The following is a 24262-nucleotide window of genomic DNA, read 5'->3' as shown; positions in this document are numbered from 1 at the left end:
TATTATATGAAAAAACTATTACTATATTCTTTTGCCTGTTTATCATTAGCCGCCCTGCTTTCGAGTTGTAGCTCAAAAAGCGGGAACAGTTCTAGTAAAACGGGTATTCCTTATGCAGACAGGAAAAGCAAAAATAACCAGTCTGGCGCTTTTGCTGTAGCTACCAAATACAAAAGAGCACCGGGACCAGGTCTAATCCCGATTGAAGGCGGGGTTTTGGTAGTTGGTGGTAGTGCCATCGAAGTACCTGGTGTTGAGCCAAATATCTACAACTATAAAAGGCAGGTTACCGTTCCGTCTTTTTACATGGATGAAACTGAAGTATCGAATACCGATTGGCTGGAATACTTACACTGGATCAGGTATAATTTCCCTGAAGACCGTGAATATTACTATAATGAACTTCCTGATACTTTAGTTTGGCGCCAGGCATTATCATATAACGAACCTTACGTAGACAACTATTTAAGGCACCCGGCTTACCGTGATTATCCTGTGGTAGGTGTTTCATGGGAGCAGGCTTCACGCTATTGCGAATGGAGAACATCCAGAGCGAACGAATTCATTTTACGCGAAAAAGGAATTTTAACTGATTATAAAACGCTGGCCGGCAACGGAAGAGGAAACAATAACAACGCAACTGCGGCCGCTACGCCAAAACCAACAAACCCTTTTAATACTGATGCCTATTTAAACAACCAGTATGATGATAAAGGTAAAAATGCACCTATTGATTACAACACCAAAGCAGGTGCAGCTACTTCAACCGCTGGAGGAACAGCAGCTGCAGGAGGTAGAAATAATCAGCCAAGGAGAACTGCGACACTAGAAGATGGTGTAATTATGCAGCCTTACCGTTTACCAACTGAGGCTGAGTGGGAATACGCTGCTTTAGGCTTAATTGGCAATACAGAATACGAAAACGTTAGCCAGAATAAAATTTACCCATGGAACGGGTTAGGTGTGAGTTCGGCTAAAAAGAAAACCAGGGGTATGATCCAGGCCAACTTTAAAAGGGCTCCCGGAGATTATATGGGTGTTGGTGGTTCACTGAATGATAAGGGAGATTTAACTGTTCCGGTTATTCAATATGCGCCAAACGATTTTGGCTTGTACAACATGGCCGGGAACGTAAACGAATGGGTTAATGATGTTTACAGAACAGCTACATTTACTGATGCTGATGCTTTTAATCCATACCGTGGTAACTACTTCACTAATAAAAAGTTAGAAGATTCGCAAAGTGGAAAAATTGCTTTAGATAAGTATGGCAATCCGATCAAGGAAAATGCTTATTCAGGAAGAAAACAAACCTGGGCAGAAAAACAGGCACAAGCTAAACGTTCTGATTCGATTTCGAAATCTACAGATCCGCAAGCTGCAGTACCTGCAACTTCTTATCAGGCCGATCAAAGGGGTTATCGTGATAACCAAAAAACTCTGCTGAACGAAGAAGGTGTAACCTTGGTAAATGATAAATCGAGGGTTTATAAAGGCGGCTCATGGAATGATATGGCTTACTGGTTAAATCCGGCAACACGTCGTTTTATGCAACAGGACGAATCATCTGCTGAAGTAGGCTTCCGTTGTGCCATGACTATGCTTGGTGCGCCAGAGATCAGTACTGCAGGAAAAAGAAACTTTAAAAATCCGCCTCAGAGACCTTACAGGGTGAGCAGAGGTAAATAAATTAAAAAGGTCCCGAAGTTATCGGGACCTTTTTTTATGTGTTGTATTAAACCAGATTCTTCATCTCGTCTGAAACGCAGTGGAATGCCTGCCCTTACAGGTGGGGAGAGATCTAGCTCAAGTTAGATTTAGCTTCGCTGAGCACTTACGTGGTTCTCGGCTACGCTTCACTCCGCTCGAAATGACGTATGGCCTATTTAAACTGCACCAATATCTGATTCTTCTCTACCTTATCTCCCTGTTTAACCAGTACCTTTTTAATTACTCCATCTGTTGAAGATTTTAAAATATTCTCCATTTTCATCGCCTCTAGGATCAGGAGATTATCTCCTTTTTTCACTTCAGCATTTTCCTCTGCCAGTACTTTTAAAACTAAGCCCGGCATAGGTGCTTTAATTTCGGAAACTTTATTAGAAGTTAAATTATCCAGTCCTAATTGCTTTAGTAAAACATCAAACTGATCTTCTATGCTGATTTGATAAATGTTTCCATTGACCTTTATTTTGCAGGTTTTTTCGGCTCTGCTTATTTCAACCAGTTCTGTATTAAAAGATCTGCTCTGATATAAAACATGGGTATTCGAATTGCCCAATGTACTTAAATCAAGTTGAACGGCCTCCCCATTTACAAAAAGGGCTGAATCCTTTTGCTCAATTTCGAATAAAAACTGATCGTTTACTTTTACTTTGTGCATGGCTTATTGAGTTAAGGCATATTGAACAAGATTTGCGCCCATTTTAAGCGCTTTTGTCCGCGTTTCTTGCGTATCTTCTGGATAAGTACCAAAGTCTTCCCAACCGTTCCCTAAATCGCATTCGTAGGTATAATAACAAACTACTCTACCCTTATAAATCAGGGCAAATCCTTGCGGACGTTTATTATCGTGCTCATGAATTTTTGGCAAACCTGCAGGAAACTTAAATTTCTGGTTATAAATGGCATGATTGGCAGGTAATTCAACAAAGCTCAGTTCAGGGAATACCTTTTTCATTTGTGGCCTGATAAATTTATCAAGACCATAGTTATCATCAATATGGAGAAAACCGCCACCGGCAAGATATTGTCTTAAATTTTTCACTTCCTGATCGCTGAAAACCACATTTCCATGCCCCGTCATATAAATAAAAGGGTAATTAAAAATTTCTTTCGATCCCACTTCTACAATACTTTCTTCGGGATAAAAATTAGTTTTGAGGTTGGTGTTGCAGTACGAAATTAGATTAGGCAGCGCTGTGCGGTCTGCATACCAATCGCCACCACCACTGTATTTTAATTTCGCCATCCGATAGGTAGGTGGAAAAGCGCTAAAAGACCAAAGCAAAAAGCTGAAAGCAAATAAACCCAAGCTAAAAGCTAAAAGCCTCGCTCCTTTTGAAAACTGAAAAGTGGAAATTGAAAACTTCAAACTGACTATCGGTTAAGGTAATTGATTTCAAAACAAACAGCTAATGCAGCAGTTTCAGTGCGCAGCCTGTTATCACCTAAAGTTAGTGCTTTAAAGCCTTTGTTCAAAGCTAAATTAACTTCTTCTGGTGTGAAATCTCCTTCGGGACCTATAAGTATAAGGTATTTTTGATGTGGTGCTACCAATTTTGAGATATATTGTTTCTCTCCATTATCAATGCAATGGGCAATTAGTTGTTCGCCTTCGAAAGGCTCTTTTAAAAAAGCATCGAAAGAAATGGCATCATTTAATTTAGGATGGTAAGCTTTTATCGATTGTTTTACTGCAGAAGTAATCACTTTGTTTAAGCGATCTTCCTTTACCACCCTGCGTTCAGACCGATCGGTAATAATTGGGGTAATTTCATCAATTCCCAATTCGGTGGCTTTCTCTAAAAACCATTCAATCCGATCGATATTTTTGGTTGGCGCAACTGCAATGTGCAGATAATGATTTCGTTTGTGAAATTCCTTTTCAACCTGTAAAATTTTTAAAGCAACTTTTTTGGGGTTATCGGAAGTAATTTCTGCCGTGTAAAAACCACCTTTACCATCAACCAGGTTTATTATGGAACCTATACCAAGCCGAAGTACCCTAACGCAATGTTTGCTTTCTTCTTCGTTAAGGGTATAAGTATTTTGGGTGATATCTGGCGTGTAAAAAATATGCATCGTTGAAATTAGTGATTATCAACCATATCTGCTTTATTGATCACCAGTTCTAACTTGATGGTTTCGATATTCTGCTCTGTTTTTTTAAGAATTGTAAACAGGTAACCATATGATTCGTTGCTTTCGCCAACTTCCGGAATACGTTCAAAAACATGAGAAACCAATCCACCTACAGTATCAAAATCTTCATCTTCGGGTAAATCGTGTGGCAAATGTTCGTTTACATCATAAACCGTTGCAAATGCATTTACGATAAATTCATTATCAGAAACTTTTTCTACCAATGGTTTTTCCTCATCGTATTCATCCTGAATTTCACCAACAAGTTCCTCTACAATATCTTCAAGGGTAACCATACCGGCCGTTCCGCCAAACTCATCCAAAACAATGGCAATCTGTATGCGATTACTTTGCAGTTCGCTCATCAGATCGTTAATTTTTTTGGTTTCCGTTACGAAATATGGTTTACGGATAATATCATTAACTGTCCAGGTTTGATTGCCGGCAGCCACTAATGGCAGGATATCTTTTGCGTGGATAATACCCACAATTTTATCCATTACATCGTCGTAAACAGGTAAACGCGAATAGCCTTCTTTAATAATGGTATCGATTACTTCTTCTTTTGGTGAAGTTAATTCGATACCGGAGATTTTGGTTCGCGGTACCATGATATTTTTTACCACGCGCTCGTTAAAATCGAACACATTTTTAATCAGTTCGTGCTCATTGTTATCCAATGCACCACTTTCTTTACCCTGATCGAGCAAGTACTGCAATTCTTCAGTACTGTGGATTGATTCATGCCCCGCCGAAGTATCGATACCAAAAGGTTTTAAAATAATAGCCGCCAAACTGTTCAAAGTCCAGATAAACGGACGGAATACCACATAAAATAACTGTAGTGGTATAGAAACAAAAAGTGTGGTGGCTACCGGCCTTTGTATCGCAAATGATTTTGGAGCCAATTCGCCAAACACAATGTGCATGATGGTGATTAAAGAGAAAGCCACAATGGTTGATGCGGTATGGATCGAAGCATCGCTTAAACCCCACTGCAAACTATCGAAAAGATTTTTAAAGATAGTATGCATAACGCCTTCACCCACCCAACCTAAGCCAAGTGATGCAAGCGTTATGCCTAGCTGTGTGGCGGCAAGGTATCCATCAAGATTATGGATAATCCCTTTGGCCATTTTACCTACACGGCTGCCTGATTTTGCTTTAATTTCTATTTGTGATGCACGAACTTTTACAATGGCAAACTCTGCTGCCACAAAAAATCCATTTAACAGTACCAAAAACAAGGCGAAGAACAAACGCCAGCCAACCGAACCTGTATCCGGCTCCTGTAAGGCTGCCAAAACTACATTTGCTGGGGGTAATATTGTACTTAACGCTGAATTTAAAAACAAACAGACCGTGGGTAAATCCATTAAGCTAATTCTCTAAATGTTGTGTTATAAAGTTCTATGCTTTCTTTAATTACTTTATGTGCATAACGAACACCAAGTAAATGTTCGATGGTTACATTTTTATCTTCTAATGCTTTATAATCCTGAAAGAAACGAACAATTTCTTTCATTTGGTGTGGAGGCAACTCATCTAAATCGTTGATGTAGTTTACCGACATATCGTGAGCGGCAACAGCGATAATTTTATCGTCCTGTTCTCCATTGTCAACCATATGCATTACACCAACTACCTTCGCTTCGATTAAGGTCATCGGATATACATCCACTGAACAAAGTACTAAAATATCTAACGGATCTTTATCATCGCAATAAGTTTGCGGAATAAAGCCATAATTTGCCGGATACATTACTGATGAAAAAAGAACCCTGTCTAATTTAATCAGACCTGATTCTTTATCTATTTCGTATTTTGCTTTTGAACCTTTTGGAATTTCAATAATTGCGTTTACAATTTCCGGAACGTTGTGTCCAGGGGATACGCTATGCCACGCGTGATGATCGTCTTTTGCCATTTTTAATTTAAATCTGTTTTATCCTCTTCAGGACCTTTCACTACTTTACTTTTTACAAAGGTAATTAATAAAGGTATAGTTGTAATAAGGATAAAGCCAATAATAATATATAATAAATAATCGGTAATTTCTTTTTCGAACCTTCTGCCTAAAAAATAACCCAGTAAAGTCAGGGAACAAATCCAAAGCACACCGCCAACAATGTTGTAAAGGGCGAACTTTTTAAAGTCCAGTTTTACCACACCAGCAAAAATCGGTGCAAAAGTTCTTACAATCGGTACAAACCTGCCCATTATTAATGCAAAGGCACCTTGTTTGTTATAATAATCTTCAGCAGCCTTTAAATAGCGTTTCTTAAAAAAGAAACTGTCTTTTCTGGTGTACAATACGGGTCCTGTTTTTCGTCCGAACCAGTAACCGGTAAAATTGCCTGAAACTGCTGCTACACATAAACCTGCCAAAAGCACGGCAATATTAACATCCAGCTTGCCGGTTGCTACAAACATACCAGCCAAAAACAGCAAATAATCGCCAGGGAGAAAAAAACCAAAGAACAGGCCTGTTTCTGCATAGATTACGAACATGACGAGATAGAAACCGCCCTCCCTCAATAATTTTTCGGGGTCAAGTAGTTGATGCAGGTTATTCCAAAAATCGTGCATATTCAATTATTCGTAAAACTACAAATAATTATTAAACAACAGCATACCTATATCAGGTTTAAAATAATTGCAGGGTAAATACCTAAAATAAGTGTGATTACTACTGAAACCAATAATACAACTTTATACTGTACCGGAGTAGAAAGCTCTGTTTCTGCACCCTCTTTAAACCAAACGGCCACAATTACCTTAAAATAATAATAAAAACCAACCAGGGCGTTTAAAATGGCAAATGCAACCAATAAAGTCTGATACTCGGTCATTACATTTAAGAACATCAGGTATTTCCCGATGAAACCTGCGGTTAATGGAATACCAGCTAAAGAAAGCATGGCAACAGTAAGTGATAAAGCTACTAATGGATTTTTCTTACCCAAACCATTAAAACTTTCGAAGCTATCGCTACCGGTTTTCTGTTTAACGAGGATCAATACGGCAAAGGCGATGATTGATGCAAAAGTGTAAGCAGCAGCATAAACCAACACATTGCTGCCCGAATTTTTGGTTAATACGATCAAAGAAAACAACAAGTAACCCGCATGAGAGATACTTGAATAAGCCAGCATGCGTTTGAAATTCTTTTGGAACAGGGCGGTTACATTACCAATAAATAAGGTTAAGCAAACAATAACGATTAAAGGTGCAACCCAGAAATCGTGAAGTGGCGCAAGTGCACCGGCAAACAACCTTAAAAAGGCAGCAAAACCAGCAGTTTTAACTACAGTACTCATAAAAGTAGTGATCAAAGATGGAGAACCTTCATACACATCTGGTGTCCAGAAGTGGAAAGGAGCAGCACCAACCTTAAAGCAAAGGCCAATCATCATCAGGATCACTCCCGGATAAAATATCGGCGAGACTGAAGTGGTGTTGTTAACCAGGTAGGCCTGGATTTTATCTAAATCAAATGATCCTGTTGCGCCATAAATCAGCGTGATACCAAACAACAAAAAGCCTGTTGAAAAAGCACCCATCAGGAAATATTTCAAAGAAGCTTCGTTAGAGGCAAAATCCTTTTTACGGATACCCGCAAGGATATATAAACTCACCGACATGATTTCCAAACCAACAAATAGCATGGCCATGTTTTTATAAGATACCATCATAATCATCCCCGCAAGTGCGAAAAGGATTAAGGTATAATATTCGGCTATGTTATCGCTTTTGGCGTGGAAATAGTTTTGCGTTAATAAAAAGATTAAAAGTGTACCCACAATGCAAACACCTGAAAATGCGAGGGCAAAATTATCAGTCTGCATCATTCCGAAATGAACAGCATTGCCGTTCCAGGCGCAGAAAGTAAATCCCAGTGCAGTAAGTAAGCCAACAACGGTAAGTGGTAGTAATGCTTTATTTGCCTTAAACAAACCTGCATAAAGCACTATAAAAGCTGTTATACTAATGGTTATAATAATATTCATTGCTTAATTTACTGTGTTTAATTTTTGATTTACCTGTTCTAATAAATGTTGTACAGATGCCTCTGTTAAGTGCAAAATTGGTTTCGGATAAACACCCATAACAATAATTAATGCACAAATGGTATAAAGAACCAATTTTTCCGTTCCTCTAATATCGGTGAAAGTGATGGTTAAACTGTTGGTTTGGCCAAGCATTACATTCTGGTACATGCGTAACATGTAAACGGCACCAAAGATGATGGTTAAACCGGCTATGGCGGCTGCCCAGATACCGTAATTGTAAACGCCCATTAATAATAAGAATTCACCTATAAATCCGTTTGTTCCTGGTAAAGCCACAGTTCCTAAAACGATAATCAGGAATGCAATGGCCAGTTGAGGCGCTACTTTGGCAATTCCGCCCAGCTCTTCAATTTTATTTGTTTTTACGCGACTGAAGATGATATCCAGAACGAAGAACAAACCTACTACGTTAATACCGTGACTTAACATCTGCACCATTGCACCTTGCATCCCCTGTTGGTTAAACGCAAAAATACCTGCTGATATTAATCCAACGTGGGCGATGGATGAATAAGCGACCAAACGTTTGGCATCTTTTTGTGTAAAAGCAATTAGCGACGCATAAACAATACCAATGATTGACAAAATGATGGCCAGCTGTCCCCAATCATGAACGCCTGCCGGTACAATTGGCAATAACCATCTGATTACGCCATAAATACCCATTTTCAACATGATACCTGATAACAACATGGTTCCTTGTGCAGGAGCTGCTGTATAAGTATCGGGCTGCCAAGTGTGGAATGGAAAAATCGGCATTTTGATGGCAAAAGCAATAAGGAATGCCCAGAAAATCCATCCTTGTTGTGCACTATCTAGGTTTAAAGCGTAGAATGCCTGAATATCGAAATTGTGTGCCGGGTTTTGAAGGTACAGGTAAATGATACCCATCAACATAAATAATGAACCCGCAATAGTGTACACAAAAAATTTCATGTTAATGCGGATCCGGTCCTTTCCTCCCCAGATGGCACAGATAAAGTAAATCGGGATTAATGCGGCTTCCCATCCGATGTAGAATAAGAAAGCATCTAAAGCAGTAAATACCAATAATAAACCCGTTTGCATGAACAAAATCAGTGCATAAAATGCAGCCGGATTTTTATAATCATGTTTGTAACTTGATAAAATGATAATCGGAACCAATAAATTGGTAAGCAGTACCACAAGCATGCTAATGCCATCGATACCCGCATGGAAATTGATGCCTAAGTCAGCAATCCATGGCAAATTAACCTCAAACTGGGTATTTGCATTAGGAATGAAATTACAGGCGACAACCAAAGTCAACACCAAAGAAACCACCGAAAATATGGTAGAAACTATTTTAGCCGACTTACCAGTAAATGCTGTAATGATTGCACCTACAAGCGGAAGAAATATAAGTAGTAAAAGTTGTTCCATTATTTAATTTTGAACCCTTTTTATATGTAATAAAATGTATATGCAAGCAATGCGATGATACCGAATACCATCATAAATATATAGAAACCTACGTTTCCACTTTGTAACAAACGCACACCTTTACTGGCTTCGTTTGTGCTCCATCCCAATCCGTTCACAATTCCATCGATAAATTTGTTATCGATAATCCTGTAAAAGAATTTCGATAATGCATCTAAAGGTTTTGTGATGATGAAATCGTAAATTTCATCCAGGTAGAATTTATTGTATGATAATTTCGCCAGTGCAGAACGTGGTGCTTCATCAGCAACAGGAACGCGTGCCCCTTTTACATACCGGCCATAGGCATAAAGTAAAGCAATGATAGCAGCAACCACCGAAGTAGCCATTAAAGCTAATTCCGTTGAATGGCTTAAATCCAGTTCGTGTTGTGCAACGCCTGCTCCAGATAACCAATGAGCCAACCACTCGCCTCCGCCAAAAATATGCGGGAAGTTGATTGCTCCACCAATTGCGGCAAGAACTGCTAAAATAATTAAAGGCAAGGTCATCGCTGTTGGCGATTCGTGTACATGGCTTTCTTCGTGGTGTGTGCCGCGGTATTTTCCGGAGAAAGTTAAAAACATCATTCTGAACATATAAAATGCCGTTAAGAATGCAGTTAATACTCCAACTCCCCATAAAATCGGGCTAGCCTGGAAAGCGTGAGCCAAAATTTCGTCTTTAGAGAAGAAACCAGAGAATGGTGGTAAACCTGCAATGGCAATGGTACCGATCATCATGGTTAAGAAAGTAACCGGAAGTTTTTTCCTCAATCCACCCATGTGGCGCATATCCTGCTCGTGGTGCATGGCATGAATAACCGAACCTGCTCCTAAGAATAATAATGCTTTAAAGAATGCGTGGGTTAATACATGAAAGAATGAACCTGTATAAGCACCAACGCCAAGACCTAAAAACATATATCCCAATTGAGATACAGTTGAATAAGCCAAAACTTTTTTAATATCAGTTTGGGTTAGGGCAATAATTGCAGCAATTAAAGCTGTTGCTGCTCCAATAATTGCAATAATGTGCTGGGTAAGTGGCGCAAGATCGAATAATATGCTCGAACGGGCAATCATATAAATACCAGCGGTTACCATGGTTGCCGCGTGAATTAAAGCTGAAACAGGCGTTGGTCCGGCCATTGCATCGGGTAACCAGGTAAATAATGGTAATTGCGCCGATTTACCGCAGGCACCGATAAACAATAAAATGGTGATTAAAACTAAAGTATCATTTCCCGGTAACAGGTTAGCTGCCTGAGGGAAAACTTTAGCAAACTCTACACTGCCAAAAGTAGTGAAGATTAAAAATACGCCTAATAAAAAGCCTAAATCGCCGATGCGGTTCATTACAAAAGCTTTTTTAGCAGCTGATGCATAAGCACTGTTGGTAAACCAGAAACCAATTAACAGGTACGAGCATAAACCTACACCTTCCCAACCGATAAACATCACAATGTAGTTTGAGCCCAACACCAATAATAGCATGAAGAATACAAACAAGTTCAAGTAAGCGAAAAACTTACCAAAACCAGCATCATCGTGCATGTAACTGGTAGAATATAAATGGATCAGGAAACCAATTCCGGTAATGATCAATAACATGATCGAACTTAAAGGATCTACCAGGAAAGATAACGGGATGTGCAATGTACCTGCACTGATCCAATCGAATAAAAATACTTCGTGAGCTTTTTGTGTGTCGCCTTGTAAACTAAAGAAAATAACTACGCTGATGATAAAGGAAGCCAGGATTACCCCACTCCCGATGATGCCAACAAGTCCTTTAGATAAAGAGTTTCTGCTTAGTCCATTAATTACAAACCCTAAAAAAGGAAGTAACGGAACCAACCAAATCAATTGTTCTATTGTCATTCTTATTATATATTTACCACTTAAGGCGATTTAAAACATTAATATCTATCGATTTCGTATTGCGGTAAACCATTACGATGATGGCTAATCCTACTGCAACTTCTGCAGCTGCCAAAGCCATAATGAAGAATACGAAAACCTGTCCTGATGGGTCGTTGCTGTGAACCGAAAACGCGGTTAAAAGTAAATTAACGGCATTAAGCATCAGCTCAACCGACATAAAAATTACGATGGCATTTCTGCGGGTAAGTACACCAATTACGCCAATAGAAAAAATAATGGCACTTAAATAGATGTAGTGGTTTAGCGGAACGCCTGCTGCTTGTGTGAATAAATTTTCCATTATGCTTCTACCTCATCTCTTTTAGATAATAAAACGGCTCCTACCATTGCTGCCAATAGTAATAGAGATGATAATTCGAATGGTAATAAAAATGGCCCAAAAAGCTCTTTACCTAAATTTTCTACCAAACCTAATCCCGGGTTTTTCAAAATCAACGGACTGTTAATGCTGGCCGATTTTAAAGAACCAATTAAAGTTATTACCAAACAACCTCCGGCAATTAAGCCGACTATTTTAATTAGTGGAGATTTACTTGGCTCAGTTTCATTATTCAGGTTAAGCAACATCAGTACAAAAAGGAAGAGTACCATTATTGCCCCCATGTAAACGATAAAGTTTACTACTGCCAAAAACTGTGCATTTAACAACACATAATGAACAGTGAAAGTGAAAAAGGTAAGAATTAAGTACAATACGCTATGGATCGGATTTTTTGCAAAAATCACCAGCAGCGAAAAGATGATACTTAATGTGGCTACGAAATAGAATACTTGTGTACTCATTAATTTGTTATTTTTATACTCCCCGTTTATTGCGGGGCACGAAGCAATCTTATTAGTTTTACGTCTATCGCATTAGGATTGCTTCGTTCCTCGCCATGACGGACTGATCTAATTATTTTTTCATTTCTAATGGAGCTTCTACCAGCTTATCTTTTCCGTAAATAAAATCTTTACGTAAATAATCGGCCGGAACAATCGGTCCATCCAGGTAAATTGCCTCTTTAGGGCAGGCTTCCTCACATAATCCACAGAAAATGCAACGCAACATGTTGATTTCGTATGTTGCAGCGTATTTTTCTTCGCGGTATAAATCTTTTTCTTCAGGCTTACGTTCTGCAGCAATCATGGTGATGGCCTCTGCAGGACAAGATAAGGCGCACAAACCGCAGGCAGTACAACGCTCTTTTCCGTTTTCATCGCGTTTAAGCGAGTGCATACCCCTAAAGTTTGTAGAGAATTCGCGTTCTACCTCAGGATATCTTATTGTAGCCTCTTTTTTAAATAAGTGACTGATGGTAATGCCCATGCCTTTAACAATTGCCGGCAGGTACATCCGTTCCATAAAGCTCAACGGCTTTTGTTCCAGTACTTTTTTCTTATTACTTAATGATTCCATAATTAAAACTTCTCAATAATCGCAATCACAACACCTGTTATTATAATATTGGCAATGGCCAAAGGGATTAAACCTTTCCAACCTAAATTCATCAATTGATCGTAACGGAAACGAGGGATTGTCCAGCGTACCCACATGAAGAAAAAGATGAACATTACAATTTTCAAAAAGAATACCCCGGTACCTATCAGTGGTGCCCAGGTTGGGCCCAAGTGTGCCGCAACGTAATCCATCCCAGGATAGTTATAACCGCCCCAATATAAGGCTGCCATTACTGCTGAGGATACAAACATGTTGATATATTCCGCAAACAGGTAAAAACCCAATTTCATTGACGAATATTCCGTATGATAACCACCGATTAATTCAGTTTCACATTCCGGTAAATCGAATGGCGCACGGTTGGTTTCGGCGAAAGAACAAACCATAAAGATTAGAAATCCAAGTGGCTGATATAATACATTCCATCTCCAGCCATGTTGCTGATCAACGATTTCCTTTAAGCTTAAAGTGTTGGTCATTAAAAGCAAAGCGATGATCGATAATCCCATCGCAATTTCATAACTGATATTCTGTGAAGCTGCACGGATGGCACTTAACAAAGAATATTTGTTATTGGATGCCCAGCCACCGATCATTACACCATAAACACCTAAAGAAACTACACCAAAGATGTACAAAACACCTACATTGATATCTGCAACCTGTAAAGAAACTGTTTTACCTGCAATTAAAACCGGGCTGCCCCAAGGAATAACAGCTGTACCAATACAGGCACAAAGCAGTGCCAAACCAGGACCTGCGATAAATAAAAACCGGTTAGATGAAGTTGGAATAATTTCTTCCTTCATAAACATCTTTACACCATCGGCCAAAGGCTGTAAAATACCAAAGGGGCCGGCTCTATCTGGTCCTAAACGATCTTGTAAATATGCAGCTACTTTACGTTCTGCATAAGTAGAATACATGGCAATAACTAAACTGATGCCGAAAATTACAGCTACCACGATAAATTTTTCTATAACAAAAGCGCTATCCATTAGTATTTAACTGTTTTATGTAATTCAATTTCATTTGCAGCCTGTAAAGCCTCATTTGGCTGAATTACATGCAAAGGTTTTAATGTTTCGTAGTGGTTTGATGCAATTACCGAAGTATCATCAATATGGGTTGGGTGTTCGATTACCCAATCAGCAGTTGCTTTTTTATCAAAGCGGCAGGTATTACAGATAAATTCTTCAACCTCACCAAACTGATCTTTACGTGCTGTAACACGCAAAACATCTGCGCCTTTATACCAAAGGGTTACTTTACCGTTGCATTTTTCGTGATCGCAATCGCGGTGAGCATCAACTGGTTTGGTAAACCAAACACGGTTTTTAAAACGGAAAGTTTTATCTGTTAAGGCACCAACAGGACAAACATCGATAACATTTCCAGAGAAATCATTATCAACAGCTTGTTGAATATACGTTGAAATTTCAGAGTGATCGCCACGGTTTAAGATACCATGAACACGTTTATTGGTAATCTGATCGGCAGTGAAAACACAACGGTAACACAAAATGCAACGGTTCATATGCAACTGAATCTTATCACCAATATCGATACGTTCGAAAGTACGGCGCTCAAACTCATAACGTGTTTTTTGCAAGCCATGCTCATAACCTAAATTCTGAAGATCACACTCACCTGCCTGATCGCAAACAGGGCAATCTAAAGGGTGGTTAATCAACAAAATTTCAACAACACCTGCACGTGCCTCCAAAACCTCCGGAGAAGTAATGTTAAGCACTTCCATCCCGTCCATTACCGTGGTACGGCAAGATGCCACCAATTTTGGCATAGGGCGTGGATCTTTTTCCGAACCTTTAGTCACTTTTACAATACAGGTACGGCATTTACCGCCACTGCCTTGCAATTTAGAATAATAGCACATTGCTGGCGGAACAATATCCCCTCCGATCTGCCTTGCAGCATTCAGAATGGTTGTTCCATTGTCAACCTCTACTGTTATCCCATCTATCGTAACCTTAACTTTTTCACTCATGGTTAATGATATTCTTTTTATTTTTTCTACTTCAACCGTCATTGCGAGGCTAGAAGCAATCTTTTTATTTATTATTTCTCTTTCGAGATTTTGTAGCCAATTTGCTTTCTTGGCTGTGCTTTCTGCTCCAATAGTTCATCAAAATATCTGAAGATCACTTCAATGTTTTTATCCTGATTATCTACTTTCTTTTTTATCTTTTCTACTTCTAACCTGATCTCTGTATTACTTAAAACCATTGTTCTAAGCTGCACAAATACATCAATAATTTTAATACTTACTTCTACCGCCTGTTTGCTTTTTAAAACATTTGATAGTTGCAAAATACCATGTTCACTAAATGCAAATGGTAGGTACTTTGAGTATTTTCCTTGTTCTAAGGTCACAAAATGTGACCTTAGAACTTCGTTTTCTTCTTTTGTTAATTCGAACATAAAATGATCCGGGAAGCGTTCTATGTTTCTTCTAACCTGTTCTTTTAATCGTTTAGTATCAACACCAAAGAGTTCTGCCAAATCCGAATCCAACATCACCTTAACTCCCCGGAAAAGATATATTTTATTAATAATTACTTCGTTTGGGACAATTACGGATGTTAATTCTTCTTTCATTTACATATTCTTAGTGTTAAGTTAAACTTTCTTAAGGTCACAAAATGTGACCTTAAGATTTATTTCCTTGCTTTCGTTTCGTGGCGACACGAACCAACGCGCTTTTATAAATTTTGATGAATCCTAAGGTCGCAATTTGCGACCTTAGGATTTTATTCCTTGCTTTCGTTTCGTGGCATCACGAACCAAGGCGCTTTTATTTTTCTTCCGTTACCGGAGCTTTTTCAATCGGCGTTGCATAATTTGCGATACCGTAATTTTGGCTCTGGCTTTTAACCGGTTCTTTAATGTGCCATTCAAATTCATCCCTGAAGTGACGGATGGCACTGGCTACAGGCCAGGCTGCTGCATCACCCAGCGGACAGATTGTATTCCCTTCAATTTTACGTTGGATATCCCACAATAAATCAACATCTTCCATTTTACCATGGCCGTGTTCGATTTTATGCAACACTTTTTCCATCCATCCGGTACCTTCACGGCAAGGTGAACACTGTCCACAGCTTTCGTGGTGATAAAAACGGGTGAAATTCCAGGTATTTCTAACGATACACTGATCTTCATCAAAAGCAATAAAACCACCTGACCCCATCATGGTACCAGTAGCAAAACCACCTTCTGATAAAGACTCGTAACTCATTAAACGAGGCTCACCATTGGCATATTTTAAAGTTAAATTAGCAGGCAAAATAGGCACCGATGATCCACCTGCAACTGTTGCTTTTAAGCGTTTGCCATTGGCAATACCACCACAATATTCGTCAGAGTAGATAAATTCTTCTACCGGTAACCCTAATTCGATTTCGTAAACACCTGGTTTTACTAAATTACCAGATGCAGATATTAATTTTGTACCTGTACTTCTACCGATACCGATTTTTGCATATTCATCGCCGCCATCGTTTATAATTGGTACAACTGCGGCGATCGATTCTACGTTATTTACTACCGTAGGGCAGCCATATAAACCAGCAATTGCCGGAAAAGGTGGTTTAATACGTGGATTACCTCTTTTACCTTCAAGTGATTCTAACAATGCAGTTTCTTCGCCGCATATATAAGCACCGCCACCTGGCTGAACATATAATTCTAGATCGTAACCGGTACCTAAAATGTTTTTGCCTAACCATCCGGCAGCTTTAGCCTCAGCAATTGCTTTTTCTAAAATGCGGATCTGCGGCATCATTTCGCCACGCACATAGATATAAGAAACCTTTGCTCCTAAAGCAAAACTCGAAACAATCATTCCCTCAATTAAAGCGTGAGGGATGTATGTCATTAAATAACGGTCTTTAAAAGTCCCTGGTTCAGACTCATCAGCATTACACACCAGATAACGTGCAACACCTTCAGGTTTGGCCAGAAAGCTCCATTTCATTCCCGTTGGGAAACCCGCACCCCCGCGACCGCGTAAGCCTGACTTTTTAACTTCTTCAACAATCTCTTCAGGTGTTAAAGTTTTCAGGGCTTTTTCCACAGCACGGTACCCGCCTTTTTGGCGATAGACTTCAAGCGTGTTGATGCCTGGTACGTTTATATGCTCAAGTAACAGTTTTCGAGACATTTTAATTAGTCTAGAGTCTATAGTCTGTAGTCCATAGTCATGAGTCAAAACGACTCTCGACTTAAGACTTTCGACTTAGGACTTATTTTTCAAATCTTCAATCAATTTATCTACACTTGCTTCGGTAAGGTTTTCGTAGAAAGTATATTCAGGGCTAATCTGCAATACCGGGCCGAAACCACAGGCAGCTAAACATTCAACTCCTCTAAAGCTGAATAAACCATCAGCTGTAACTTCACCTTCTTTAACCCCCAGCTTGTTTTCCAGGTGGCTTAATATTTTTTCGGCACCAACCAGGCAACAAGGGCCCGTACGGCAAACCTCTAAAGCATATTTACCCTGTGGCTTTAAAAAGTACATGGTGTAAAATGTAGCTACCTCATAAACTTCAATGGGCTGAATATTTAAATATTCAGCAACCTTATCCATTGCTGGTGTACTGACCCAAAGGTATTCTGCCTGTACCAGGTGTAATAATGGCAACAAAGCTGATTTGTGCTTGCCTTCAGGGTAACGGCTTTTAACTTCATCAAATTTGGCCAGCAATTCTGATGAAAACACTACAGGTGTTTGTTCTTCTACTTTAAGCATCTAATTCTCCTGCAATAATATTCATACTACTCATGTTGATAATGGCGTCAGACAATAACATGCCCTCACTCATTGGTGCAAACATCTGGTAGTTTATAAAACTTGGTCTGCGGAAGTGTAAACGATATGGTGTACGTCCTCCATCATTAATCAGATAGAAACCCAATTCACCATTTCCGCCTTCAACAGCGTGATAAACTTCTGCTTTTGGTGCATCAATCTCACCCATCACAATTTTGAAGTGATAGATCAATGCTTCCATATTGTTGTAAACTTCTTGTTTTGGAGGAAGGTAAAATTCAGGAACGTCAGCGTGGAAAATTCCTTTTGGTTCTGATTTTATTTTTTCAAGTGCCTGCTCAATAATGCGAACGCTTTGCCACATTTCTTCGTTACGTACAAGATACCTGTCGTAAATATCACCACTTGTACCTACAGGAACTTCGAAATCAAAATCCTGATAAGAAGAATAGGGATCGCTTACACGAACATCATAATCAACCCCTGTTGCACGTAATAATGGACCAGTCCAGCTATATTCTAAAGCAGTTTCTTTCGTTACTTCTGCAACTCCAGCCGTTCTGTCGATAAAAATACGGTTACGTGTTAAAAGGTTTTCGAACTCTTTTAAAGCTACCGGGAATTCTTTTAAAAACTTATTGATCTTCGCAAAGGCAATATCATTGAAATCTCGTTCAAAACCGCCAATACGACCAATATTTGTTGTTAAACGTGCACCACAAACCTCTTCAAAAATTTCGTAAATGTGCTCACGGAACTGAAAAAGGTAAAGGAAAGTAGTAGTTGCTCCGGTATCCTGACCAATAATCGTGTTACAGATAATGTGATCGGCAATACGCGAAAGCTCCATTACGATTACCCGGAGATAATCGACACGTTTTGGCATTTTAATATTCAACAACTTTTCAACCGTCATGTGCCAGCCCATATTATTAATAGGCGATGAGCAATAATTTAAACGGTCGGTTAGTGGTGTAATCTGATAAAATGGGCGGTGCTCGGCAATCTTTTCGAAAGCGCGGTGAATGTACCCAATAGTAGAAACGCCGCTTACAATACGCTCGCCATCTAATTGCAGAACATTTTGAAAAACGCCGTGGGTTGCAGGGTGTGTTGGACCTAAGTTTAAGGTTACCAGCTCACTTTGCGGATCGTTATCTGTAAATACCGGATGGTTATGATTCATAGTTTACCTTCCAAAAAATTCGTCTTTTTTATCTACCCTGTTCGGATCTTCCAATGGATATTGTTTCAACATCGGGTGCACACCTAAATCATCCATATTTAAAATACGGCGTAAATCCGGGTGACCTTCAAATTTAACCCCGAACAGATCGTAAGTTTCGCGTTCCATCCAGTTGGCACCTTTCCAAACAGTTGTTGCAGTTGGGATAGTTGGGTTCTGTTCAGAAATAAAAACTTTAACCCTGATCCTCACCTTTTCTACCATGTTGTGCAGATGATAAACAACGGCAATACCATGATCTTTGCCAGGGTAGTGAACAGCGGTGATATCAGTAAGGAAATTAAATTTTAATTCTTCTTTGAGATGCGAAAGCACACTGATGATCACATCTTTATAAGTTACAATGGTTAGCAAACCATAAGGTTCAGAAACGGCAGTAACTTTTTCGCCAAACTTTTCAGTCAGCTTAACGTGGATATCATTATTTAGCGTCGTTTCTTCCATTATTTAATGCCGTATTGACCTAAAAGTTCTTTGTAATAATCAGAATTTCTTCTTCTGCCCGATTCATTTTTCACTAAATCCTGAATACGCTGAAAACCATCTAAAATGGCTTCTGGTCTTGGCGGGCAGCCCGGAACATAAACATCAACCGGAATCACCTCATCAATACCTTGCAATACCGAATAAGTATCAAAAATACCACCGCTACTTGCGCAGGCACCAACCGCCATTACCCAACGTGGCTCTGCCATCTGGATATAAACTTGTTTTAATACCGGAGCCATCTTTTTAGCGATAGTTCCCATAACCATTAAAACATCGGCCTGGCGGGGAGAAAAGCTTAAGCGTTCTGCACCGAAACGACCTAAATCGTAATGAGAACCCATGGTTGCCATAAACTCAATTCCGCAACAAGACGTTGCGAAAGGCAATGGCCATAATGAATTTGAGCGGGCCAAACCAATCACTTTATCTAAAGAAGTGGCAAAATAGCCAGGTCCTTCGGTTCCTGGAGGCGCATCAACTATATTAATTTCACTCATGTTTATAAACAAAAAATGCTCATCCCTTTGCAGAATGAGCAACAAATTTACAATATTTTAAAGGCAATTAAACTAGCTTTACCAGATTTAGAACCTTTCTAAATAACTTGAAGGGATTGAAGATAGTGTAAGTGATACACATTTCAGTTTGCAGTCGGCATTCAGCAGTTACCAGTTCTAAAATGCGAGCTAAAAACTGAAAATTGTCAACTGAAATTCAGAACTAATTAGTTCCAGTCTAACACTTTTTTCTTGATGACATAGATAAAACCTAGCAATAGTGTACCCATGAAGATAAACATTTCGATCATCCCATCCATTTTCAATGCACGGAAATTAACTGCCCAGGGATACATGAAGATTACCTCAACATCGAAAAGCACGAATAAGATGGCTACAACGAAATATTTGATAGAAAAGGGCTGACGGGCATTACCTACCGATTTAACACCAGCTTCAAAGGTTTCTAATTTATCGCTTGTTTTACGTTTTGGACCAAGAAAGTGGGTAGCAACCAATGTAGTTACCACAAAACCTAAAGCAACAATTACTTGGAAAATAATTGGTAAAAAATCTATAGAGGAACTTTGCGCTTGCATAATTTTTATTTTGTGATGCAAAAGTAAAAGAAAAAGGCAGAGTAACCAAACTCTGCCTTTTCTAAATTATTTAACTTTTTAATTATTTGCCTTTAGCTTTTGCTTTAGGGGCAGGAGCAGGCGATTGTAATTCTTTCAATCTAGCTGCAGCATAAGTATCTGCAGGATCTAAAGCCAAACTTTTTGTAAAAGCATCAATTGCTTTCGCTTTGTCTTTATCTGAATACCAGGCACCAATGTTATTGTATGACTCAGACAAGTTAGTTTTATTACTAGCTACTTCTTCAGGTTTTACCAGACTAACATATTTTTCGAAATATGGTATGCCAGTTCCCTTTGGATTGGTTTTATCATCAATCAAATTTGCAATTCTACCTCTTGTAAAATAACCTAAAGCAAAATCAGGAGAAACTTTATTTAAATGACTTAATGCTGAATCCGCTTCAACTAAAGCTGCAGTATTAAATGGCTTTTTCTCTTTTTGAGCGATGTAAGCTTCATAAAATCTAGTTTGACCTAAATAGTAATAGTTAGTAAGTGATCCTTTTCCGTTAGGGTTATATTTAATAGCCATTTGGAAAATTTCAGCTGATTTAGCATATTTTTTAGCTTTCATTAAAGATAATCCAGCCTCAGCCAATGCATCTGCATTTGTAGAATCTATTTTAGCAGCTTCAATGATGTTCATTACAGCTAAACTATCCTGACCAGCCTGCAACTGAGATTTACCTAAGTACAGATAATCGTTACCTAAAATTTTAGATTTATCTTTTTCTTTGGCAAAAAATTCAGTCATATAAGTTAAGGCCTGAGGATAATTTTTATTCTCATAAGCTGCCCATCCTTTTAATCTTGAAACCACAATCCCTTTAGGATCATTTGCCGGAACTTGTAATGAAGTAGCAACCTGCTCTAAAGTTTTGAAATCTTTTGCATAAAATAAGAACTGAGCATAACGCAATTGAGACTCCAAAGATTTATCAGTTAAATCCATGTATTTTTTGTAGTTCTCGATTGCTTTTGTTGCTTTTTCCTTATCGGTACCAAAGCTACTCCACTGTAAGTATAACTCACCTAACTCGCGGTAAGCAGGACCATAATTTGCATCAGCTGCAATTACATCCTGTAATTCTTTTTCACCTTCCGGAAAAGCTCTCGACTCTTTGTACATTTTACCGATCTGAGTTTTAGCCCTTCTGTTGTTAGGGTCAACATCACTAACGCGCATGTATGGACCTAATGCTTCAGAATTTTTCTTTTGTAAAGCGTATGCATCTCCAAGAGCCAAGAAAACTTCTGCATCTTTATCTTTCGAATCTAGCTCATCCGCTTTAGTAATGTTGGCTAAGGCGTTGGTAAAATCAGGTTTAGATACATCATCACTAGGTTTATCCTGCGCTAAATAAGCTTTACCGATGTACAAATAAGTTTTGTAATCTTTTGGGGCCAAAGCTACAGCTTTATCAAAATTAGTTTTTGCAGAAGTTGGATTGTTCGACAACATATCTGCTTCACCTAAACCAATCAGGTTTAAGTTGTTTTTAGGATCAGCGGTGACACCTTTGGTAAATACGGCTCTTGCAGAGTCGATATAACCGGTTTTCAAATAAACCAAACCAAGATTGTAATAATTATTACCATCTGATGCTTTTGAGCTCACCAATGATTTAAGCACTGATGATGCTTTTTGGTACTGTTCAGCGTCAATGGCTTTTTTCGCGTCATTTAAATCTTGAGCAAAAACTGCAGAACCCATCAACACCAAACCTACATTTAAGGTTATTGCTTTCTTTAAAATTTTCATCGGATATTCTGTTTTTTTATTTAATAAAAATGAAGTGTCTCTTTAGATTTACTTCGTGGTTCAATTTATAATTTTTTAATTTAATTTTACTTCGTCAGGTTAATTTCCCTCGGCATTAATTTGTGTGGGCCGAGTCCAGATTTAAGTACAATCAATTGCCCTCTCTGACTTCTTAACCATGTTGCAAATCCTGTGCCTAAACCATCTCTTCCTTCGCAATCTATAATATTTATATTTCTCAAGAAAGGATAAACACCATTAATCAAATTATCCTGGGTTGGCTTATAAAACTTGTCATCGCCAGGTCTGCCCTTCAAATTCTTCACTCCTAATACCTTTATTTGAGAAAGATACTCACTTACTCCGGTATTTTTACCCGTAATCCAATTTACGCCCAAAATACCAATAAAATTTTTATCCTCAGCAATAAGTTTAATTACTTCGTTGCTTGAATTTTTAGAATAAACACCTGTAGCTGGAAACTGACTGATATGAGCCAGTTCTTTAAAATATTGAAAGGTACTTGAATAAGCGTTATCAAAGACCAATTTCTTATCTGATTTTTTTCCCTGTAATATATCAATAACCTCTTTAACGTTAATTGTACTATCAATATTGCCCTGATTGGTAATTAAAGCAATACCATCAATGGCAAAACGTGAAGTATTAATTTTAATATTACGCTGGTTATAATATTTTTCTTCTGCTTTGGTTAATAACCTTGGTAAAACAATTACCCTTACGCTATCATTCAAAAATGCAGGCAATAATTTTTCTTCAGGTTTAACTGTTGCCTGAAATTTTGCATCTGGATAATCCAGACTAAAAATATCGATTTGGTCCTGAACAATCGGCCCAACACTTTCATCGACCAATATTTTTAGGGTACCGCTTGTTCTGGTTTCTTTAACTGCATTTGCCTTGTTTTTGCGTTTGCAGGATACAAATAAAGCTAATACACAAAATACTAAAAGGAAATTTTTCATTGAAATGATTAGTCGCGCCTACCCAGGCTTAAAAGTCTTACAAAAGCATAAATAATTAAGAAGATACCCATTGCGATGCGGCCCCATTGCGGAATAGTGCTTAAACGAAGTGCAATTGGCTCGTAAAATATAAATGCGAAGCCTAATACCACATAAAAGACAAACATGATAAGGCCTAAAATGAGCAAAAACCGCTGTTTAGGCGATTTTTGCTTAAAAATATCAAAATTTAACATCTACTATTAGTTCAATGTAAAGTTAACGTTGATGTTGTATTTTACCCTTACCGGCTTACCATTTTGGATACCTGGGTTCCAACGTGGACTAGCTTTTAATACACGGATAGCTTCTTCATCAGTTCCGCTACCCAAACCACGGGTAACCTGGATATCTGTTAATTTACCATCTTTTTCTACAACGAATGATAAAAATACTTTACCCTGAACGTTGTTTTCTTGTGCCATTGGCGGGTATTTAATTGCTCCTCCTAAGTATTTATAGAATTTTGCAATACCTCCCGGATATTCTGGTTGTTTCTCGATACTAACAAAGTCATAAACTTTATTATCATCAACCGCAACTGCAGCTTCTCTTTTTGGTCCTTCACCTACCGGTTCAGCGATAACAATATCAGCCGTTGGATCACCTTTGATATCTCTCTGACCTGGATCAGCTTCTTTCAATTTTTCAACTGTAGGTGGTTCATCACGAACCTCGATATCAGGTTTTACAATTGGAGGTGGCATTTTCACCTGGTCAACCTTTGGTGGCGGTGGCTCTACCGGTGGCGGTGGAGGTGTTTCCGGGTTTACCGGTGGTGGTGGAGCTAAAATTACTTCCTGTGCTTTTACCTGATCTTCCTGCTGATCCATTGAACCTTTGATAAGGCTATAGATTTTTGGAGAGAAAAATAAAACAAGAAAGATAATAGATCCAATAATTAAGGCTTTAGTGGTGTTGGCACCATTGGTTTTACGCAATTGGTATGCACCATAGTTTTTGTTTTTATCGGCAAAAACCACTTCAAGCCATTCTTTTCTGAATATATCTAACTTCGACATAACTATTGGTTTTACTGA

General features: G+C 38.6%; 25 protein-coding genes. 1 reads left to right on the top strand and 24 read right to left on the bottom strand.

The window, feature by feature from the left end:
• The first annotated feature begins 6 nt into the window (after positions 1-6).
• A complete protein-coding gene (locus ACTJKC_RS10465) occupies positions 7-1689 on the top strand; it encodes an SUMF1/EgtB/PvdO family nonheme iron enzyme (protein ID WP_344852128.1) in 1683 nt (560 codons plus the stop codon).
• Between the two features lie 193 nt (positions 1690-1882).
• Here ACTJKC_RS10465 and ACTJKC_RS10460 read toward each other — a convergent pair whose 3' ends face one another.
• The 24 genes from ACTJKC_RS10460 to ACTJKC_RS10345 all read right to left on the bottom strand — a co-directional run bounded on the left by ACTJKC_RS10460 (position 1883) and on the right by ACTJKC_RS10345 (position 24244).
• Positions 1883-2383, bottom strand: coding sequence for an acetyl-CoA carboxylase biotin carboxyl carrier protein subunit (locus ACTJKC_RS10460; RefSeq protein WP_440791690.1), 501 nt, complete (start codon positions 2381-2383; stop codon positions 1883-1885).
• Positions 2384-2386: 3 nt separating this feature from the next.
• Complete coding sequence (locus ACTJKC_RS10455; protein WP_344852130.1) at positions 2387-2971, bottom strand: DUF4159 domain-containing protein; 585 nt, start codon at positions 2969-2971, stop codon at positions 2387-2389.
• A gap of 128 nt (positions 2972-3099) precedes the next feature.
• The gene (locus tag ACTJKC_RS10450; protein ID WP_440791688.1) at positions 3100-3804 is read right to left on the bottom strand and encodes a 16S rRNA (uracil(1498)-N(3))-methyltransferase; all 705 of its coding nucleotides are present in this window, start codon (positions 3802-3804) and stop codon (positions 3100-3102) included.
• A gap of 8 nt (positions 3805-3812) precedes the next feature.
• Positions 3813-5240: a hemolysin family protein gene (locus ACTJKC_RS10445; RefSeq protein ID WP_440791686.1), complete on the bottom strand. Its 1428-nt coding sequence runs from the start codon at positions 5238-5240 to the stop codon at positions 3813-3815.
• A complete protein-coding gene (locus ACTJKC_RS10440) occupies positions 5240-5791 on the bottom strand; it encodes an inorganic diphosphatase (RefSeq protein WP_025146339.1) in 552 nt (183 codons plus the stop codon). Before ACTJKC_RS10440 ends, ACTJKC_RS10445 begins: the two co-directional genes overlap by 1 nt.
• 2 nt (positions 5792-5793) lie before the next feature.
• Positions 5794-6453 carry a DedA family protein gene (locus tag ACTJKC_RS10435; protein ID WP_344852133.1) on the bottom strand — a complete coding sequence of 220 codons (660 nt, stop codon included), beginning with the start codon at positions 6451-6453 and terminating at the stop codon, positions 5794-5796.
• 47 nt (positions 6454-6500) lie between these two features.
• Positions 6501-7874: an NADH-quinone oxidoreductase subunit N gene (locus ACTJKC_RS10430; RefSeq protein ID WP_344852134.1), complete on the bottom strand. Its 1374-nt coding sequence runs from the start codon at positions 7872-7874 to the stop codon at positions 6501-6503.
• 3 nt (positions 7875-7877) lie between these two features.
• Positions 7878-9341 carry a complex I subunit 4 family protein gene (locus ACTJKC_RS10425; protein ID WP_440791682.1) on the bottom strand — a complete coding sequence of 488 codons (1464 nt, stop codon included), beginning with the start codon at positions 9339-9341 and terminating at the stop codon, positions 7878-7880.
• Positions 9342-9361: 20 nt separating this feature from the next.
• Positions 9362-11263, bottom strand: a complete 1902-nt coding sequence (gene nuoL / locus ACTJKC_RS10420; protein ID WP_440791680.1) for an NADH-quinone oxidoreductase subunit L — start codon at positions 11261-11263, stop codon at positions 9362-9364.
• 13 nt (positions 11264-11276) lie between these two features.
• On the bottom strand, positions 11277-11606 hold the full coding sequence (nuoK, locus tag ACTJKC_RS10415) for an NADH-quinone oxidoreductase subunit NuoK (protein ID WP_025146334.1): 330 nt from the start codon (positions 11604-11606) through the stop codon (positions 11277-11279).
• A complete protein-coding gene (locus ACTJKC_RS10410; RefSeq protein WP_440791678.1) occupies positions 11606-12109 on the bottom strand; it encodes an NADH-quinone oxidoreductase subunit J family protein in 504 nt (167 codons plus the stop codon). Before ACTJKC_RS10410 ends, nuoK begins: the two co-directional genes overlap by 1 nt.
• Before the next feature lie 112 nt (positions 12110-12221).
• Positions 12222-12725: a NuoI/complex I 23 kDa subunit family protein gene (locus ACTJKC_RS10405; RefSeq protein ID WP_344852137.1), complete on the bottom strand. Its 504-nt coding sequence runs from the start codon at positions 12723-12725 to the stop codon at positions 12222-12224.
• Positions 12726-12727: 2 nt separating this feature from the next.
• Positions 12728-13765 (bottom strand): NADH-quinone oxidoreductase subunit NuoH, encoded by a 1038-nt coding sequence (gene nuoH / locus ACTJKC_RS10400; protein WP_440791675.1) that lies wholly within the window; start codon positions 13763-13765, stop codon positions 12728-12730.
• Positions 13765-14775 carry a 2Fe-2S iron-sulfur cluster-binding protein gene (locus tag ACTJKC_RS10395; RefSeq protein ID WP_025146330.1) on the bottom strand — a complete coding sequence of 337 codons (1011 nt, stop codon included), beginning with the start codon at positions 14773-14775 and terminating at the stop codon, positions 13765-13767. The genes nuoH and ACTJKC_RS10395 overlap by 1 nt, the downstream gene beginning before the upstream one ends.
• A 71-nt stretch (positions 14776-14846) precedes the next feature.
• Positions 14847-15386 (bottom strand): ORF6N domain-containing protein, encoded by a 540-nt coding sequence (locus ACTJKC_RS10390; protein ID WP_440791673.1) that lies wholly within the window; start codon positions 15384-15386, stop codon positions 14847-14849.
• A gap of 196 nt (positions 15387-15582) precedes the next feature.
• Positions 15583-16950 carry an NADH-quinone oxidoreductase subunit NuoF gene (gene nuoF / locus ACTJKC_RS10385; RefSeq protein ID WP_440791671.1) on the bottom strand — a complete coding sequence of 456 codons (1368 nt, stop codon included), beginning with the start codon at positions 16948-16950 and terminating at the stop codon, positions 15583-15585.
• 75 nt (positions 16951-17025) lie between these two features.
• Complete coding sequence (locus ACTJKC_RS10380; RefSeq protein WP_086548873.1) at positions 17026-17541, bottom strand: NADH-quinone oxidoreductase subunit NuoE family protein; 516 nt, start codon at positions 17539-17541, stop codon at positions 17026-17028.
• Positions 17534-18748, bottom strand: a complete 1215-nt coding sequence (locus tag ACTJKC_RS10375) for an NADH-quinone oxidoreductase subunit D (RefSeq protein ID WP_344852140.1) — start codon at positions 18746-18748, stop codon at positions 17534-17536. Before ACTJKC_RS10375 ends, ACTJKC_RS10380 begins: the two co-directional genes overlap by 8 nt.
• Before the next feature lie 3 nt (positions 18749-18751).
• Positions 18752-19252 carry an NADH-quinone oxidoreductase subunit C gene (locus ACTJKC_RS10370; RefSeq protein ID WP_440791668.1) on the bottom strand — a complete coding sequence of 167 codons (501 nt, stop codon included), beginning with the start codon at positions 19250-19252 and terminating at the stop codon, positions 18752-18754.
• On the bottom strand, positions 19252-19794 hold the full coding sequence (locus ACTJKC_RS10365) for an NADH-quinone oxidoreductase subunit B (protein ID WP_039472971.1): 543 nt from the start codon (positions 19792-19794) through the stop codon (positions 19252-19254). The genes ACTJKC_RS10370 and ACTJKC_RS10365 overlap by 1 nt, the downstream gene beginning before the upstream one ends.
• A gap of 227 nt (positions 19795-20021) precedes the next feature.
• Complete coding sequence (locus ACTJKC_RS10360) at positions 20022-20393, bottom strand: NADH-quinone oxidoreductase subunit A (RefSeq protein ID WP_025146323.1); 372 nt, start codon at positions 20391-20393, stop codon at positions 20022-20024.
• 82 nt (positions 20394-20475) lie between these two features.
• Positions 20476-22197 carry a tetratricopeptide repeat protein gene (locus tag ACTJKC_RS10355; RefSeq protein WP_344852143.1) on the bottom strand — a complete coding sequence of 574 codons (1722 nt, stop codon included), beginning with the start codon at positions 22195-22197 and terminating at the stop codon, positions 20476-20478.
• An 86-nt stretch (positions 22198-22283) separates the two neighbouring features.
• The gene (locus tag ACTJKC_RS10350; protein ID WP_440791665.1) at positions 22284-23183 is read right to left on the bottom strand and encodes a PstS family phosphate ABC transporter substrate-binding protein; all 900 of its coding nucleotides are present in this window, start codon (positions 23181-23183) and stop codon (positions 22284-22286) included.
• Between the two features lie 242 nt (positions 23184-23425).
• A complete protein-coding gene (locus ACTJKC_RS10345; RefSeq protein WP_344852146.1) occupies positions 23426-24244 on the bottom strand; it encodes an energy transducer TonB in 819 nt (272 codons plus the stop codon).
• Positions 24245-24262 lie beyond the last annotated feature (18 nt).

It is taken from the genome of Pedobacter sp. 22226 (genome assembly GCF_052045455.1).
GTDB classification, from domain to species: domain Bacteria; phylum Bacteroidota; class Bacteroidia; order Sphingobacteriales; family Sphingobacteriaceae; genus Pedobacter; species Pedobacter jeongneungensis.
Note: the sequence above shows the minus strand (reverse complement) of the source record. Positions and strands in the feature narration are given on the sequence as shown.

Coding starts and splice junctions, on each gene's coding strand:
- ACTJKC_RS10355 (WP_344852143.1), bottom strand. CDS start 22,197: ATGAAAATTTTAAAGAAAGCAATAACCTTAAATGTAGGTTTGGTGTTG.
- ACTJKC_RS10445 (WP_440791686.1), bottom strand. CDS start 5,240: ATGGATTTACCCACGGTCTGTTTGTTTTTAAATTCAGCGTTAAGTACA.
- nuoH (WP_440791675.1), bottom strand. CDS start 13,765: ATGGATAGCGCTTTTGTTATAGAAAAATTTATCGTGGTAGCTGTAATT.
- ACTJKC_RS10465 (WP_344852128.1), top strand. CDS start 7: ATGAAAAAACTATTACTATATTCTTTTGCCTGTTTATCATTAGCCGCC.
- ACTJKC_RS10390 (WP_440791673.1), bottom strand. CDS start 15,386: ATGAAAGAAGAATTAACATCCGTAATTGTCCCAAACGAAGTAATTATT.
- ACTJKC_RS10460 (WP_440791690.1), bottom strand. CDS start 2,383: ATGCACAAAGTAAAAGTAAACGATCAGTTTTTATTCGAAATTGAGCAA.
- ACTJKC_RS10380 (WP_086548873.1), bottom strand. CDS start 17,541: ATGCTTAAAGTAGAAGAACAAACACCTGTAGTGTTTTCATCAGAATTG.
- nuoK (WP_025146334.1), bottom strand. CDS start 11,606: ATGGAAAATTTATTCACACAAGCAGCAGGCGTTCCGCTAAACCACTAC.
- nuoL (WP_440791680.1), bottom strand. CDS start 11,263: ATGACAATAGAACAATTGATTTGGTTGGTTCCGTTACTTCCTTTTTTA.
- ACTJKC_RS10455 (WP_344852130.1), bottom strand. CDS start 2,971: ATGGCGAAATTAAAATACAGTGGTGGTGGCGATTGGTATGCAGACCGC.
- ACTJKC_RS10365 (WP_039472971.1), bottom strand. CDS start 19,794: ATGAGTGAAATTAATATAGTTGATGCGCCTCCAGGAACCGAAGGACCT.
- ACTJKC_RS10440 (WP_025146339.1), bottom strand. CDS start 5,791: ATGGCAAAAGACGATCATCACGCGTGGCATAGCGTATCCCCTGGACAC.
- ACTJKC_RS10375 (WP_344852140.1), bottom strand. CDS start 18,748: ATGAATCATAACCATCCGGTATTTACAGATAACGATCCGCAAAGTGAG.
- ACTJKC_RS10435 (WP_344852133.1), bottom strand. CDS start 6,453: ATGCACGATTTTTGGAATAACCTGCATCAACTACTTGACCCCGAAAAA.
- ACTJKC_RS10395 (WP_025146330.1), bottom strand. CDS start 14,775: ATGAGTGAAAAAGTTAAGGTTACGATAGATGGGATAACAGTAGAGGTT.
- ACTJKC_RS10405 (WP_344852137.1), bottom strand. CDS start 12,725: ATGGAATCATTAAGTAATAAGAAAAAAGTACTGGAACAAAAGCCGTTG.
- ACTJKC_RS10450 (WP_440791688.1), bottom strand. CDS start 3,804: ATGCATATTTTTTACACGCCAGATATCACCCAAAATACTTATACCCTT.
- ACTJKC_RS10370 (WP_440791668.1), bottom strand. CDS start 19,252: ATGGAAGAAACGACGCTAAATAATGATATCCACGTTAAGCTGACTGAA.
- ACTJKC_RS10425 (WP_440791682.1), bottom strand. CDS start 9,341: ATGGAACAACTTTTACTACTTATATTTCTTCCGCTTGTAGGTGCAATC.
- ACTJKC_RS10345 (WP_344852146.1), bottom strand. CDS start 24,244: ATGTCGAAGTTAGATATATTCAGAAAAGAATGGCTTGAAGTGGTTTTT.
- ACTJKC_RS10430 (WP_344852134.1), bottom strand. CDS start 7,874: ATGAATATTATTATAACCATTAGTATAACAGCTTTTATAGTGCTTTAT.
- nuoF (WP_440791671.1), bottom strand. CDS start 16,950: ATGTCTCGAAAACTGTTACTTGAGCATATAAACGTACCAGGCATCAAC.
- ACTJKC_RS10360 (WP_025146323.1), bottom strand. CDS start 20,393: ATGCAAGCGCAAAGTTCCTCTATAGATTTTTTACCAATTATTTTCCAA.
- ACTJKC_RS10350 (WP_440791665.1), bottom strand. CDS start 23,183: ATGAAAAATTTCCTTTTAGTATTTTGTGTATTAGCTTTATTTGTATCC.
- ACTJKC_RS10410 (WP_440791678.1), bottom strand. CDS start 12,109: ATGAGTACACAAGTATTCTATTTCGTAGCCACATTAAGTATCATCTTT.